Annotated in this window: 14 protein-coding genes; 1 reads left to right on the forward strand and 13 read right to left on the reverse strand. The window is 71.0% G+C overall.

Going from position 1 to position 13,711, the window contains the following annotated elements; genetic code table 11:
* Window positions 1-125 precede the first annotated feature (125 nt).
* A complete protein-coding gene (locus BJ984_RS15770; protein WP_271206525.1) occupies window positions 126-1,718 on the reverse strand; it encodes an AtzH-like domain-containing protein in 1,593 nt (530 codons plus the stop codon).
* Window positions 1,711-2,814 carry an acetamidase/formamidase family protein gene (locus BJ984_RS15775; protein WP_373877433.1) on the reverse strand — a complete coding sequence of 368 codons (1,104 nt, stop codon included), beginning with the start codon at window positions 2,812-2,814 and terminating at the stop codon, window positions 1,711-1,713. Before BJ984_RS15775 ends, BJ984_RS15770 begins: the two co-directional genes overlap by 8 nt.
* Before the next feature lie 213 nt (window positions 2,815-3,027).
* Here BJ984_RS15775 and BJ984_RS15780 point away from each other — a divergent pair, with 213 nt between their 5' ends.
* Window positions 3,028-3,762: a YoaK family protein gene (locus BJ984_RS15780; RefSeq protein ID WP_271206524.1), complete on the forward strand. Its 735-nt coding sequence runs from the start codon at window positions 3,028-3,030 to the stop codon at window positions 3,760-3,762.
* Window positions 3,763-3,781: 19 nt separating this feature from the next.
* Here BJ984_RS15780 and mutM read toward each other — a convergent pair whose 3' ends face one another.
* The 11 genes from mutM to BJ984_RS15835 all read right to left on the reverse strand — a co-directional run bounded on the left by mutM (window position 3,782) and on the right by BJ984_RS15835 (window position 13,683).
* Window positions 3,782-4,762, reverse strand: a complete 981-nt coding sequence (gene mutM, locus BJ984_RS15785; protein ID WP_179548798.1) for a bifunctional DNA-formamidopyrimidine glycosylase/DNA-(apurinic or apyrimidinic site) lyase — start codon at window positions 4,760-4,762, stop codon at window positions 3,782-3,784.
* A gap of 5 nt (window positions 4,763-4,767) precedes the next feature.
* Complete coding sequence (gene rnc / locus BJ984_RS15790; protein WP_179548799.1) at window positions 4,768-5,493, reverse strand: ribonuclease III; 726 nt, start codon at window positions 5,491-5,493, stop codon at window positions 4,768-4,770.
* Between the two features lie 23 nt (window positions 5,494-5,516).
* Window positions 5,517-5,720 (reverse strand): 50S ribosomal protein L32, encoded by a 204-nt coding sequence (rpmF, locus tag BJ984_RS15795; RefSeq protein WP_179548800.1) that lies wholly within the window; start codon window positions 5,718-5,720, stop codon window positions 5,517-5,519.
* 68 nt (window positions 5,721-5,788) lie between these two features.
* The gene (locus BJ984_RS15800) at window positions 5,789-6,367 is read right to left on the reverse strand and encodes a YceD family protein (protein WP_373877432.1); all 579 of its coding nucleotides are present in this window, start codon (window positions 6,365-6,367) and stop codon (window positions 5,789-5,791) included.
* A 19-nt stretch (window positions 6,368-6,386) separates the two neighbouring features.
* The gene (locus BJ984_RS15805; protein ID WP_179548801.1) at window positions 6,387-7,328 is read right to left on the reverse strand and encodes a LysR family transcriptional regulator; all 942 of its coding nucleotides are present in this window, start codon (window positions 7,326-7,328) and stop codon (window positions 6,387-6,389) included.
* Window positions 7,329-7,425: 97 nt separating this feature from the next.
* Window positions 7,426-8,763, reverse strand: a complete 1,338-nt coding sequence (locus tag BJ984_RS15810) for an aspartate aminotransferase family protein (protein ID WP_179548802.1) — start codon at window positions 8,761-8,763, stop codon at window positions 7,426-7,428.
* Between the two features lie 79 nt (window positions 8,764-8,842).
* Window positions 8,843-10,006 carry an ABC transporter substrate-binding protein gene (locus BJ984_RS15815; protein ID WP_179548803.1) on the reverse strand — a complete coding sequence of 388 codons (1,164 nt, stop codon included), beginning with the start codon at window positions 10,004-10,006 and terminating at the stop codon, window positions 8,843-8,845.
* Between the two features lie 98 nt (window positions 10,007-10,104).
* Window positions 10,105-10,878 carry an ABC transporter permease gene (locus BJ984_RS15820; RefSeq protein WP_179548804.1) on the reverse strand — a complete coding sequence of 258 codons (774 nt, stop codon included), beginning with the start codon at window positions 10,876-10,878 and terminating at the stop codon, window positions 10,105-10,107.
* Window positions 10,875-11,747 (reverse strand): ABC transporter ATP-binding protein, encoded by an 873-nt coding sequence (locus BJ984_RS15825; RefSeq protein ID WP_179548805.1) that lies wholly within the window; start codon window positions 11,745-11,747, stop codon window positions 10,875-10,877. The genes BJ984_RS15820 and BJ984_RS15825 overlap by 4 nt, the downstream gene beginning before the upstream one ends.
* The gene (locus BJ984_RS15830) at window positions 11,744-12,670 is read right to left on the reverse strand and encodes an ABC transporter permease (protein WP_179548806.1); all 927 of its coding nucleotides are present in this window, start codon (window positions 12,668-12,670) and stop codon (window positions 11,744-11,746) included. Before BJ984_RS15830 ends, BJ984_RS15825 begins: the two co-directional genes overlap by 4 nt.
* On the reverse strand, window positions 12,667-13,683 hold the full coding sequence (locus BJ984_RS15835; RefSeq protein ID WP_179548807.1) for a TIGR03842 family LLM class F420-dependent oxidoreductase: 1,017 nt from the start codon (window positions 13,681-13,683) through the stop codon (window positions 12,667-12,669). Before BJ984_RS15835 ends, BJ984_RS15830 begins: the two co-directional genes overlap by 4 nt.
* Between the last annotated feature and the right edge of the window lie 28 nt (window positions 13,684-13,711).

Genomic DNA, 13,711 nt, shown 5'->3' on the forward strand with positions numbered 1-13,711 from the left:
AAGTCTGTTTCGTCGCTGCCCATTCTACGAAACGCGTGTTTCACCCGTGTTTCGGCCGCCGTCTGTACGCTCCGGACTGATAATCGAGGGGTCGCCGACCACTATGGTCGCGGAGGCCCGGAAAATTATTCCGGAGCGTACGCAATGGCGGCGAGGGCGGCGGCGAGGTCGACCAGCGCGAGGTCGGATCCGCGCGGCCCGACGAGGCAGAGGCCGAGCGGCGCGCTGCCGCTCGGCGTCCGCACGCGCATCAGCGGCACCGAGACCGCGGGGTACCCGCCGGTGCCGGCGACGGAGGTCATCCGCAGCGTCGCGGCCCGCACCGCCGCGATGGTCTCGGCCGAGGCGTCCAGCGGAGGCGCCGCCGACGAGGCGGACGGCAGCAGCAGCACCCGCCCGCCGAGCGCCGCGTCGAACCGCTCCCGCGCCTGCCGCAGCACCTCGCGCGCGTCGAGCTCCTGCCCGGGCGTGATCGCGGCGGCGATCGCGAAGCGCTCGGCGACGTCGTCCCCCACGGCTCCCGGATGCGCGGCCACCCACGCCCCGTCGGCCCGCCACGCCTCGGCGCCCTGCACGGTGCGGAACGCGGCGAACACCGCATCCAGCCCGCCCAGTTCCACCCTCTCCCCTGCTCCCCCGAGCTCGGCGACGAATGCGTCGAACGCAGCTGCGACCTCGGGGTCGCATCCCTCGAGCAGCTCGGCCGCCACGACGAACGCCGGACGCAGCGCGACGACGCCGCCGGAGGCCGGCGCGAGCGACGCGGCAGCCGCCGCGCGCAGCGTCGCGGCGTCGCGCGTCAGCCAGCCCACGGTGTCGAACGAGGGCGCGAGCGGCAGCAGCCCCCGCGTGCTCACCGCCCCGTGCGTGGTGCGCAGCCCCCACAGCCCTTGGTACGACGCCGGCACCCGGATCGACCCGGCCGTGTCCGTCGCCAGCCCGATCGTCGCCTGCCCGAGTGACACCGCGGTGGCGGGCCCGCTCGACGAGCCACCCGGGATCGCCCCCGGCACCGCGGGGTTCGGCGGTGTCCCGTAGTGCACGTTCCGCCCGGCGATGCTGTACGCGAACTCGTCGGTCTGCGCGATCCCCTGCACGGCCGCGCCTGCGGCCCGGAGCGCCGCCACGGCATCGGCGTCGACGGATGCCCGCCCCGCCTCCGCGAGGAACACCGGGTTCCCCGCCCCCACCGAGAACCCCGCCACGTCGAACAGATCCTTCACCGCCACCGTCGTCCCGGCCAGCGGCCCCGGAGCGGAAGCGGGGACGAGCGGCGTCCCCGCCATCCGCCAGACCGCGCGGTTGAGCGCGGGCGGGGCGCCGGTGACGTGGGCGGCTCCGATCGTCCAGGTGCCGGCGGGCGAACGCTGCCAGAGCTGCGTCTGCAGCCCTGTTCCGCCGGCATCGAAGGCGCTGACGGACACGAGCAGTGCCGCATCCGGAGCCACCACCCGCACGTGCAGCTCGACGATGCGGCGCCGCGCCACCCCACCGCGCAGCCCCCGGAACGCCGCGATGCGCTCGTGCCCGACGAGCAGCCCGTTCGCGTCGCCCCGCAGCGTGTCGTCCCCCGGCGCGAACGAGCCGTCGAGCACCTCGATGTCGTTGGACATGAGCGCCGCCTCGTACCCCCGGAACGCACCCAGCAGCGCCTCGAGCTCCCCGGCCGGCAGCGACCCGGCCAGCGAGGTGACACCGGAGGGCAGGGCCTCAGCCACGTCGCACCCCCGCGAAGTCGGACACCCGGATGCGCGCGTGCACGCCCTTCACGATGTCGACCACCTGCGAGATGTCGAAGTCGGTGGCGGCGCTGAGGTAGGCGTAGGCGAGCGCCCGGTCCATGCCGTAGCGCGCCTCGAGGAGGCCCAGCGCGGCGCGCACGCAGTTCTGCACCGCCACGTCGAGGTCTTCGTCGAGCCCCGTCGGCACCAGGAACTCGGAGGTCTCGGCCAGCGGCCCGGCGAGCGTCCCGAACGCGTCGACGGCCTCGGCCTGCGGCACCACCTCGAACCGCACCGTCACCCGCAGTGACGCCTCCATCGCGGTCAGCGCCACCTCCCCGTCGCCCTGCGCGAAGTGCGGGTCGCCGACGTAGGCGAGCGCGCCCGGCACCTGCACCGGCAGGTACAGCGACGACCCGACGGTCAGAAGATTGATGTCGATGTTGCCCCCGTGCGCACCCGGCGGCACCGAGTGCGGCCGCTGATCGCCGGCCACCGCCACGCCCATGATCCCGAGGAACGGACGCAACGGGAACCGCACCGACCGCTCCCCGCCCGGCACGAGCGGCAGCGTGCCCCACTCCGAGCCGTCGAGCCCGTGCTCGAGCTCGGCGAAGACGCTCATCGACCGCTGCGAGACGGGCATCTCCCCCACCAGCGCGCCCTTGCCGTGCCGATTCGAGATGACACCGTACGGCACGCGCGGAGTCGTCTCGAGCACGGTCATCTTCAGCAGGTCGCCCGGCTGCGCACCGCGCACGGCGATCGGGCCGGTCACGACGTGCGGTCCGTCCGTGCCCGAGCGGGGGTAGGCGGATGCGGCCAGCGCCACCGCGTCGTCGAGCACCAGGGACCGGTCGACGCCGTTCGCGGCGAAGAAGGCGGCCGGGTCGCGACCCTGGTCCTCGAGGATGCCCTCGTGACTCAGCGTGTCGATCGTCACGTCGGTGCCCGAGTCGATCGTGAGCACGGGCCGGTCGGTCGCGCAGGGCAGCCGCCCCCAGAGCACGTGCGAGAGGCTCGCGGCCAGGTACTCGGTGGCGCGGATCTCGCCCGCGCCGGGCTGCAGGGCCGCCGTAATCGACATGCGCATCCGTTCTCGTGCCCGGGTTCGAGGAGCCGACGGCGGGCCCCGGGGCGGCCGCCGACCCCCCGAGGCTATCGCCGTTTGCGGCCCGCTTCCCGGAGCGGCTACCGTTCAGGAGCAGTGTTTGCACGGCCGAAACCGGCTTTTACACCCGCGAAACATGCACCCCCTCGGCGTGAAACAGCGCCGGACCCGACCCCACCGACCGACGGGACATCCGTGCTCAAGAGACTCCGCGCCAACAGCGGCAACCTGCACCTCGCGCTCATGCTCGCGCTGACGTTCTCGACCGGCGTCGTCGACGCGATCGGCTACCTCGGGCTCGACAAGGTGTTCGCGGGCAACATGACGGGCAACGTCGTCATCCTGGGCATGGCGCTCGCGGGGGCGCCCGGGCTGCCGTGGCTCGGCCCGCTGATCGCGCTGTTCGCCTTCATGGCCGGCGCGGTCGTCGGCGGCCGGGTGCTGCGCCCGATCAAGGCGGGGTGGACCACCCGCACCACCTGGCTGATCACTGTCGTGGGGCTGATGCTCAGCGGGCTCGCGATCACCCTCTTCATCACCGACGGGGCCCCGCCGCAGCCGTGGGAGTACCTCATCACGACGTTCCTCGCGATGGCGATGGGCCTGCAGGCGGCAACCGCCCGGCACATCGGCGTGAAGGACGTGACCACCGTCGTGGTCACCTCGACCATCACCGGCTTCGCCGCCGACTCGCGCCTGGCGGGCGGCAAGGGCCAGCCGTGGTTCCGCCGCGCGGCCGCGATCGTGCTGATCGCCGCGGGTGCGGGAGTGGGCGCGCTGCTGCTGATGCTGCACATCGGCTGGGGCCTCGCCGCCGCCGCGCTGATCACCGTGGTGGTGGCCCTGATCGGGCACATCACCGCCCACGTGAAGCACGCCGAGCGCGCCGCCGCCGCCGAGGCGCCCGAGACCGCCCCCGCGGGCCGCTAGCCCGCCGCGCTGCCGCGCGCTAGGCCGGGGTCACGGGCGCGACGGCGCCGGCCCGGGTCGCGCGCGCCCGGAAGGGCCGCTGGCAGCGCGGGCAGAGGTGCGACGAGCGGTTCATGAACGCCTCACGCACGATCGGCGTTCCGCAGCGCGGGCACGGCTTCCCCTGCTGTCCGTAGGCGTTCAGGCAGTGCGAGAAGTAGCCCGAGGCGCCGTTGACGTTCACGTACTGGGCGTCGAAGCTCGTGCCGCCCTCGGCGAGGGCCTTCTCGAGCACTAGCCGCACCTCGGTGAGCAGCTCCCGGGCGCGGGCCCGCGGCAGACGGTCGGCCGGATGCTCGTAGTGCACCCGCGCCGCCCACAACGATTCGTCGGCATAGATGTTCCCGATGCCCGAGATCAGCGTCTGGTCGAGCAGGGCCCGTTTGATCCCAGTGCGCTTCCGCGCGAGCGCCGCGAGGAACGTCTTCTCGTCGAACGCCGGGTCGAGCGGGTCGCGGGCGATGTGCGCCACCTGGCCGGGCACCAGCGCAAGAGCGTCGCCGAGCATCCGCCCGCCGTCGAAGCCGGAGTACCCGCCGGCCGCGCCGTCGGCGGTGGGCACGAGCCGGTCGACCGCCATCGAGCCGAAGATGCGCTGATCGACGAAGTTCACCCAGAACTCGCCGTGCTCCGGATGCTCGATCTGCAGCCGGATGCGCAGCAGCCCCTCCTCGGCGGTGCCCGGCGTGCGCAGCAGCACCTGCCCGCTCATGCCGAGGTGCGCGACCAGCGCCTGCGCGCCGGGCGTCTCCCCCACCGACAGCGGGAACCAGAGGAACTTGCCCCGGCGCACGGCCGCGAGCATCCGCCGCCCCTCGAGCAGCGACTCGAAGCGCCCCTCGAGCGCGCTGTGCCGCTTCAGCGACCGGGTGTCGAACACCTCGACGCCCGTGATGAGCGCGCCGGAGACGGCGGGCTCGAGGCCCGCCCGCACGACCTCGACCTCGGGGAGCTCGGGCACGGGCCCTAGGCCTTCGAGCCGGCGCCGAAGGCACCGAGCTCGGCGAACGCCGCGGCCGCCGCGACCGACTCGGCCTGCTTCTTGCTCGACCCGGTGCCCGAGGCGCTGATCGCGCGCTTCTTCCCCGCGGCGGGCAGCGTGACGGTGGCCGTGAACTGCTTGCGGTGATCGGGCCCCGACTCCTCGATCGCGTAGACGGGGGCCTCGTAGCCGTGCTGCGCTGCACGCTCCTGGAGGCTCGTCTTCGGATCCATCGAGATGCCGAAGCGCCCGGGGTCGTTCGCCAGGGGCATCACGAGGCGCAGCACGAGTTCCGTCGCCACGTCGGGCCCCTGGTCGAGATAGGTCGCGCCGATGACCGCCTCGACGGTGTCGGCGAGGATGGACGCCTTGTCGCGACCACCCGTGAGCTCTTCTCCGCGACCGAGCTTGATCACCTCGCCGAGCCCGATCGACCGGGCGATCTCGGCGAGCGCGACCGTGCTCACGAGCGAGGCGCGCCGCTTGGCGAGCTCACCCTCGGTGAGGTCGGTGAAGGTGGTGTAGAGCATCACCGTCACGGCCTGGCCGAGGATGGAGTCGCCGAGGAACTCGAGCCGCTCGTTCGTGGGCACGCCACCATGCTCGTAGGAGTACGAGCGATGGGTCAGTGCCAGGTCGAACAGCTCGGGCTCGAGCTCGATCTCCAGGCGCGCCAAAAGGCGCGACCGCGCATCCGGAACTTCAGACACCGGTCACACCTTTCGAAGAACTGCTATACGTCGGCGACCTTGCGGCCCTTGTACTCCATGAACAGGGCGGTGCCTGCGGAGTCCTCGACGACCTTCGCGCGGTGCGGGAGGCTGTACGTGGTCTTGCCGTTCTCGATCGTCTTGACGAGCGTGGGGACCTCGGCCTTCCACTGCGAACGACGCGCGTGGGTGTTGGAACGTGACTTCTTCCGCTTCGGAACAGCCATGGTTGTCTCTCTTCTTCTCTGTCGGCGTGCGCTGGTGAGCGCGCGGCCGGCGGTTTATGACTCCGTGCCTACTTGGCGTCGGTGTCCGTGTCTTCGGAAGCGTTCGACCCCGTGGTGGTGCTCGACCCCACGGTGGTGCTCAGTCCGGCCAGTGCCGACCATCTCGGGTCGATCACGTCGGGTGCGGGTTGTGCCGGATGTTCGGCCAGACGCTCGCCCGTCACCGGGTCGAGTCCTGGGCAATCCGGCGTGCACACCGGTTGGAACGGCAGTGCCAGCACCACCGCATCCCTGATCAGAGGTTCGAGATCGACATGGTCGTCATGAACCTCGTGATCGAAGGCTTCGTCAGAAGAATACGCGAAAAGCTCCTGGAATTCGACTTCGACCGGCTGGGCGATGTCGCGGAGGCATCGACTGCACTCCCCGACGGCGTCGGCGACCACCTCGGCGGACACCAGGATGCCCTCGTGCACGGACTCCAGACGCAGGTCGACGTGCAGCTCCTCGCCGGCCGGCACGGCCAGCAGGCCCTCGCCGAGCTTCTCGGCGGTGGCGATGTCGAAGCGGTGCTCGCGCATCTCGCCCGGCTTGTGGAGGAGATCGCGCACGTTGACCGTGTAAGGGGTCTTCTTGAATGTGCTCACCGAGAGATTCTACCGGCTGTCAGAGGGCGCGGGGCGGGTTGCGGTGCAGGTTCGCCGCGACGACCGCATCGGCCTCGGCCCGCAGGGCGTCGACGACGGTGCGCACGGCGAGCCTCTCGGCGCGGTCGGGGCGCATGAGCGCGAAGATGTGCCGCTCGGCCACGACCCCGCGCAGGTTCTTCAGCAGGATCTCGCTGCGGTACGCCCCGCCCGCCGTGTAGCACGGCAGGATCGCCACCCCGAGCCCCGCGGCCACGAACGCCTCCGTGACGCGCGTGTCGCCGAAGCGCTGCACGACGTTCATCGGCGTCCCGGCGGCCGAGGAGATGTCGAGGATGGTGCGCTCGAACGGGTACCCCCAGGGCACCCCGATCCAGCGTTCGCCGATCAGGTCCTCGGGGTCGAGCAGCTCCTTCTCGGCGAGCGGATGCCCGGGCGGCAGCGCGATGTCGAGCGGCTCGGTCATCAGCTTCACGGCCGCGAGCTCGGTCGAGGGCCAGTTCGTGGCGGCCGAGGAGGCCGTGTGCGCGAGCACGATGTCGAAGTCGGCGGTGAGGGCCGGGAAGTCGTCGCTCTCGGGGTCGCGGTCGCTGCAGTGCAGCGTCAGCCCGCCGACCTCGTCGAGGCGGCGCACGACGCCCGGCAGCAGCATCTGCCCGCCCGTCGGGAAGGTCGCGAGCGACACCTCGCCGGTCGGGTCGTTCCGGAACTCGTCCCAGAGCGCGTTCGCGTGCTCGATGGCCACGGCCACGTCGGTGGCACTCCGGGCGAGGGCCCGCCCCGCATCCGTCAGCACGATTCCGCGACCGGCCTTCTCGGTCAGCGGCAGGCCCGCCTCGCGCTCGAGCACCCGCAGCTGCTGCGAGACCGCGGACGGCGTGCGGTGCGTGGCCCGCGCGACCTCGGTGATGCTGCCGCGCTCCGACAGTTCCCGGAGCAGTTCGAGGCGTCTGACGTCCATGTAGCGACTCTACAACGCCGAAGCGGGGCACCCAGGCGACGCTAAAAGGTCACCGGATGCCCCGCCGAAGCGCGACGCCCGCCGAAGCGGGAGCACCTCACGCCAGGTCGGGAAGCTCCGCGAAGGCCTGGTCGTAGATCGCCAGCGCTCGCTCCGCCTCGGCATCGGTGACGACGCACGGCGGCACCACGTGCAGGCGGTTGTCCGCGGTGAACGGCAGCAGCCCGAGCGAGAGCAGCTTGCCCTTCAGCGCCGCGATGCCGGCCGCGGACAGCGGCGTCCGGGCATCCGCGTCGCTGACGAGGTCGAGCGCCCAGAACACACCCAGCCCGCGCACCTCGCCGATGACGTCGTACTTCGCCGCCAGCGCCGCGAGGCCCGGCCCGAGGATGTCGCGCCCGATGTGCGCGGCGTTCTCGATGATGCCCTCCGACTCCATCGCGTCGATGGCCCCCACGATGGCGGCCATGGCGAGCGGATGCCCGGAGTACGTCAGCCCGCCCGGGAACACCGCCTCGTCGAAGATCTCGGCGATGGCCGGGCTGATGATCACGCCGCCGGCCGGCACGTAGCCGGAGTTGACGCCCTTGGCGAAGGTGATCAGGTCGGGCTCGACGAAGGAGCCGTCCTCGGCGGTCAGCGCCTGGAACGCGAACCACGACCCGGTGCGGCCGAACCCGGCCATCACTTCATCGAAGATCAGCACGATGCCGTGCCGGTCGGCCAGCGCCCGCACGCCTTCGAGGTAGCCGGGCGGCGGAACCAGCACGCCGGCGGTGCCGGGCACCGTCTCGAGCAGGATGGCGGCGATCGAGGCGGCGCCCTCCGAGACGATCACACGCTCGAGGTGCTGCAGCGCGCGGGCCGACTCCTCCTCGGGGCTCGTCGACCAGAAGTCGGAGCGATAGGCGAAGGGGCCGAAGAAGTGGGCGTGGCCGCGCGAGTACTCGTTCGGCACGCGCCGCCAGTCGCCGGTGGCGACCACTGCGGCTCCGGTGTTGCCGTGGTAGCTGCGATAGGTCGAGAGCACCTTGTCCCGGCCCGTGTAGAGGCGGGCCATCCGGATGGCGTTCTCGTTCGCATCCGCTCCCCCGTTGGTGAAGAAGACCTTGCTGTACCGGCTGCCGGCCTTCTCGAGGATGCGCTGGGCGGCCTTGCCCCGCGTGAGGTTGGCGGCGGCCGGGGCGACCGTGGTGAGCACGTCGGCCTGCTCCTTGATGGCGGCGACGACGGCGGGGTGCTGGTGGCCGATGTTCGTGTTCACGAGCTGCGAGGAGAAGTCGAGGTACTCGGTGCCCTCGAAGTCCCAGACCGTGGAGCCGAGGCCGCCGGCGATGACCATCGGCTTCAGCGAGGCCTGGGCCGACCAGGAGTGGAACACGTGGGCGCGGTCGAGCTCGAGGGCGAGCTGCTGGTCGGCGGGGTCGAGATCCATGGTGCGTTTCTTTCTGTCAGTGCGGTGCGGGTGGTGAGGGAGGGTGGCGCTGCCGCCACCCTCCCCTGGTGGCGAGTGGCTACTCGCCGCCCTCCTTGAGGGTGACGTCGATGGGCGTGTAGCCCTCGCCCATCACGTCGACGCCCTCGTCCTTCAGCTCGGCGAGCGCCTTCTCGACGTACTCGTTCGAGAACGCGGTCGCGGGCGGCTCCTCCGAGATGACGGTCGCGCCGGTCTCGTTGGGGGTGTCCATGGCGATCTTCACCGTCTGGTCCCACTGGTCCTGGTTGATCGTGCCGACACCCGAGGTCGAGGGCCAGATCAGCTTGTTGACCTCGTTGGTCATCCAGAGCTGGTGGCTCTCACCGAGCTGCGAGCCCGAGGCGGTGACGATGTTCGCGGCCTCCTCCGGGTTGTCGCGGGCGTAGGCCCAGCCCTCGATCGAGGCCTTGATGAACTTCACCGCGGTGTCGGCGTAGTCGGCGTCGTCGGCCAGGCGGTCGGAGTCGGCCCAGATCGCGTCCTGGAGCATCGCGGTGCCCTCGGTGTTCCAGTCGATCACGTTGAGCTCGTCGGGCGTGAAGAGCTCGCCCGTGGCCGGGTTCTCGGTCTCGAGCACCTGCGCGTACTCGTTGTACGTCATGGCCTGGGCCGCGTCGATGTCGCCGGCGAGGAAGCCGTTCATGTCGAACGCCTGCGCCACGAGCGAGATGTCGTCGAGCTTCACGTCGGCCTTGTTCATGCCGGCGAAGAGCTCCCACTCGTTGCCGTAGCCCCAGCTGCCGACGGTCTTGCCCGACAGGTCGGCGGCCATGGTGATGTTCTTGTCCTTCATCGAGACCTGGGTGGTGCCCGAGCGCTCGAAGATCTGCGCGATGTCGGTGACGGCCGCGCCCTGCTCGATCGATCCGAGCACCTTCGGCACCCACGAGATCGCGAAGTCGGCGTCGCCGCCCGTCAGCACGTCGATCGGCACGATGTCGGTGGCACCCTCGAGGATGGTGACGTCGAGGCCTTCCTTCTCGTAGAAGCCCTGATCCAGAGCCGCGTAGTAGCCGGCGAACTGGGCCTGCGAGAACCACTGCAGCTGCAGCGAGACGGGGGTGAGGTCGCCGTCGGAGGCCGAGTCGGTGGAGTCCGACGAACCGCCGCTCGAGCATCCGGTGAGCACGATCGCGGTGGCGGCCAGGGCGCCGATGCCGCCGATGACGCGGGAGCGGGTGAGACGTGTGCTGTGTTCCATGTCGTTCCTCCTCTGGTGGTGCTGGTGGGTGGTGCGGGTGGTGGTGCCGTGGTGCGGGTGGTGCAGCTCGGGGGTGGTGCGCCGGTGGCGCGGGTGGCTCAGGTGCGCGGCTTGTAGTTCCGCGTCGCGAAGGTCTCGATCGCGAGGGTGACGCAGTAGAAGACGAGACCGACGATGATGGCGCCGAGCACGTAGGCCCAGGCGAGGTTGTAGTTCGACGACGAGGCCGCCGAGGTGATCGACTTGCCGAGCCCGCCGACGGGGCCGCCGAAGTACTCGGCGATCAGCGCCGAGATCACGGCGAGGCTCGAAGCGATCCGCAGTCCGGTGAAGATGAACGGCAGCGCCCCGGGCACGGTCACCGTGCGGGTCGTCTGCCAGGCGGATGCCGCGTACACGTGCATCAGGTCGCGGTGCACCGGGCGCACCTGCCGCAGTCCCCGCAGCGTGTTGATGTACACCGGGATGAACACCGCCAGCGCCGCCACGAGCTGCCGGGCCGTCTCGGCACCTGCGCCGAACATCGTGTACAGCACGGGCGCGAGGGCGACGATCGGCACCACGGCGAGCGCCGCGACGATGCCGGCCGTCAGCTCGTCGACGACCCGCGCCAGGGCGGCGAGCACGGCGAACAGGATGCCCACGACCCCGCCGATGACGAGTCCGACGAGGGCGTTGCCCCCGGTCACCAGCGCTCCGGCCACCACCGAGGCGATGTTGTCGCCGAACTCGGTGCCGATCGCGAGCGGCCCGGGCACGATGAACGGCTTGATGTCGAATGCGACGACGAGCAGCTGCCAGAGCGCGAGCGCGACGACACCGAGGATCACCGGCGCGAGCACGGTGCGCAGGGTGCCGGCGGATGCTCTCATCGGTTCTCCACGCCCTTGATTCCGACCGGGGCCTCGCCGTGCAGCAGCTCGCGCACGCGGCTGACGTTCTCGAAGAACGCCTCGTCCTCGCGCAGGTGCTCGTCGCGGTCGGCGGTGCCCGGCAGGGTGATGCTCAGGATGTCGCGGATGCGGCCGGGCCGCGGCGACATCACGACGACCCGGTTCGACAGGAAAACGGCCTCGGGGATGGAGTGGGTGACGAACACGACGGCGGCCCCGGTCTCGCCGGTGATGCGCACGAGCTCGGTCTGCATGCGCTCGCGGGTCATCTCGTCGAGGGCGCCGAACGGCTCGTCCATCAGGAGCAAGCGCGGGCTCTCGGCGAGCGCCCGGGCGATGGCGACGCGCTGCTGCATACCGCCCGAGAGCTGGTCGGGGTAGCTCTCGGCGAAGTCGCCGAGGCCGACGAGCGCGAGCAGTTCGGCCGAGCGCTTCTTGCGCCCCGCCGAGTTGACCCCGTGCAGCTCGAGCGGCAGCTCGATGTTCGCCGCCACCGTGCGCCACGGCAAGAGGCCCGACTGCTGGAAGGCGATGCCGTACTCCTGGTCGATGCGCGCCTGGCGGGCGGTCTTGCCGAACACGGTCAGCGAGCCCGCCGACGGTGTGTCGAGGTCGGCGATCAGGCGCAGCAGGGTCGACTTGCCGCAGCCCGAGGGGCCGATCAGCGAGACGAACTCCCCCGGCGCCACCGTCAGGTCGATGTTCTCGAGCGCCGTCACCGACGCCTTGCGCTTGGCGGTGAAGACCTTGTCGACGCCGGTCACCTGCACGGCGGCCACGCCGGCGTCGGTGGGCGAGGCCGAGCCGGCGGTGGGGACGGGTACGGCGGATGCGGATGCCTCGCTCATGCGGGCACCTCCCCTCTGCGGAAGCGCCGGAGCAGGACTCCGAGCAGGGCGATGACACCGGCGGCCACGAGGCCGACGGCGATGGCGCCGAAGATCGGCGCCCAGGTCTTGGCCGGGTCACCGGACGCCTGCTGGGCGAACTCGATGATCATCCGGCCGATGCCGCCGCGGAGGCCGATGGAGACCTCGGCGACGACGGTGCCGATCACGGCGTTGGCGGCGGCGAGCCGGAGGGCCGGCAGCAGGTAGGGCACGCTGGCCGGGAGGCGCAGGGTGAACAGCGTCTTCCACCAGCCGGCGCCGTAGCTGCGGAACAGCTCGACGTGGATCGTGTCGGGCGAGTTGAGCCCCCGGAGCGCCCCGATCGACACCGGGAAGAAGGCGAGGTAGGAGGCGATGATCGCCACCGACATCCAGCTCTCCCAGGTGAAGTCGCCGAACTCCAGCTGCGCGCCCCAGCGCCGCACCAGGGGCGCGATGGCGATCAGCGGCACGGTCTGGCTGAGCACGATCCACGGCAGCACGGCCGACTCGGCCGTGCGGAAGCGCTGCATCAGGATGGCCAGCAGCAGGCCCACCACGACACCGACGATCCAGCCGACGGCCGCGACCCCGAGGGTGAACAGCGCCGCCTGGGTGACGGCGAGCCAGACGGGCTGCGCGTTCCGGCCGTTGCCGGTCTGCTCGAACATCCGCCCCACCATGTCCCAGACGTGCGGCATGGCCAGGTCGGTCGTGCGCGGCAGCACCGTGAGGTCGCCGATGACGACACCCGTGGCCGGGCCGATCGCCTTGTAGAGCTCCCAGACGACCACCACGAGCAACACGCCGCCCGCCCCGAAGGCGACGCGGGTCGCGGTCGTGCCCGAACGCCGCGCGGCCGGACGGCGGTCGCGGGTGCCCGACGGGGAGCGTCCGCTCATGCCTTGGCCGTGATGTGGTCGCGGAGGGCCGGCATCACGGTCTCGCCGTACACGCGGAGGGTCTCCTCCTTGTTGTCGTGCTGCAGGTAGCCCGCGAACTGGGTCACACCGATCTCGGCGTACTGCTTGAGCTTCTCGATGTGCTGATCGGCGGTGCCGAGCACGCAGAAGCGGTCGACGATGTCGTCGGGCACGAAGCTCGTGTGGGTGTTGCCGGCGCGGCCGTGCTCGTTGTAGTCGTAGCCCTCGCGTCCCTTGATGTACTCGGTCAGCGCATCCGGAACCGCACCGCTCTCGCCGTACTTCGCGACGATGTCGGCCACGTGGTTGCCGACCATGCCGCCGAACCAGCGGCACTGGTCGCGCATGTGCTCCCAGTCGTCGCCGATGTACATCGGGGCGGCCACGCAGAACGCGATCTCGTCGGGGTCGCGCCCGACGTTCTCGGCCGCCTTGCGGACGGTGGCGATCATCCACTTGGCGATGTCGATGTCACCGCACTGCAGGATGAAGCCGTCGCCGACCTCTCCCGTGAGCTTGAGGGCCAGCGGGCCGTAGGCGGCCACCCACATGTCGAGCGACGAGCCCTTGCTCCACGGGAACTGCAGCGTGGCGCCGTTGTACTCGACCGCGCGGGAGTTGGCGAGCTCGCGGATGACGTGGATCGACTCGCGCAGCGTCTTCAGCGTCGTGGGCGCGCCGTTCGTGACGCGCACCGCCGAGTCGCCGCGGCCGATGCCGCAGATGGTGCGGTTGCCGTACATCTCGTTCAGCGTCGCGTAGATCGACGCCGTGACCGTCCAGTCGCGGGTGGCCGGGTTGGTGACCATCGGGCCGACCTTGATCTTGTTCGTCTCGGCCAGGATCTGGCTGTAGATGACGTACGGCTCCTGCCAGAGCAGGTGCGAGTCGAAGGTCCAGAAGTAGTCGAAGCCGTACTGCTCGCTGAGCTTGGCGAGCCCGACGGTGCGGGCTGCCGGGGGGTTGGTCTGAACGACCGCGCCGAAATCCATGCTGTGTCTCTCTGTCGGTTCTCGGGTG

Origin of the sequence: Herbiconiux flava, assembly GCF_013409865.1 — a bacterium.
In the GTDB taxonomy this organism is placed as follows: Bacteria; Actinomycetota; Actinomycetes; order Actinomycetales; family Microbacteriaceae; genus Herbiconiux; species Herbiconiux flava.

What these genes read in the sequence shown, in the direction of transcription:
- BJ984_RS15810 (WP_179548802.1), bottom strand. Translation starts at nt 8,763, where the DNA reads ATGGATCTCGACCCCGCCGACCAGCAGCTCGCCCTCGAGCTCGACCGC.
- BJ984_RS15830 (WP_179548806.1), bottom strand. Translation starts at nt 12,670, where the DNA reads ATGAGCGGACGCTCCCCGTCGGGCACCCGCGACCGCCGTCCGGCCGCG.
- rpmF (WP_179548800.1), bottom strand. Translation starts at nt 5,720, where the DNA reads ATGGCTGTTCCGAAGCGGAAGAAGTCACGTTCCAACACCCACGCGCGT.
- BJ984_RS15775 (WP_373877433.1), bottom strand. Translation starts at nt 2,814, where the DNA reads ATGCGCATGTCGATTACGGCGGCCCTGCAGCCCGGCGCGGGCGAGATC.
- BJ984_RS15835 (WP_179548807.1), bottom strand. Translation starts at nt 13,683, where the DNA reads ATGGATTTCGGCGCGGTCGTTCAGACCAACCCCCCGGCAGCCCGCACC.
- BJ984_RS15805 (WP_179548801.1), bottom strand. Translation starts at nt 7,328, where the DNA reads ATGGACGTCAGACGCCTCGAACTGCTCCGGGAACTGTCGGAGCGCGGC.
- BJ984_RS15825 (WP_179548805.1), bottom strand. Translation starts at nt 11,747, where the DNA reads ATGAGCGAGGCATCCGCATCCGCCGTACCCGTCCCCACCGCCGGCTCG.
- BJ984_RS15815 (WP_179548803.1), bottom strand. Translation starts at nt 10,006, where the DNA reads ATGGAACACAGCACACGTCTCACCCGCTCCCGCGTCATCGGCGGCATC.
- BJ984_RS15820 (WP_179548804.1), bottom strand. Translation starts at nt 10,878, where the DNA reads ATGAGAGCATCCGCCGGCACCCTGCGCACCGTGCTCGCGCCGGTGATC.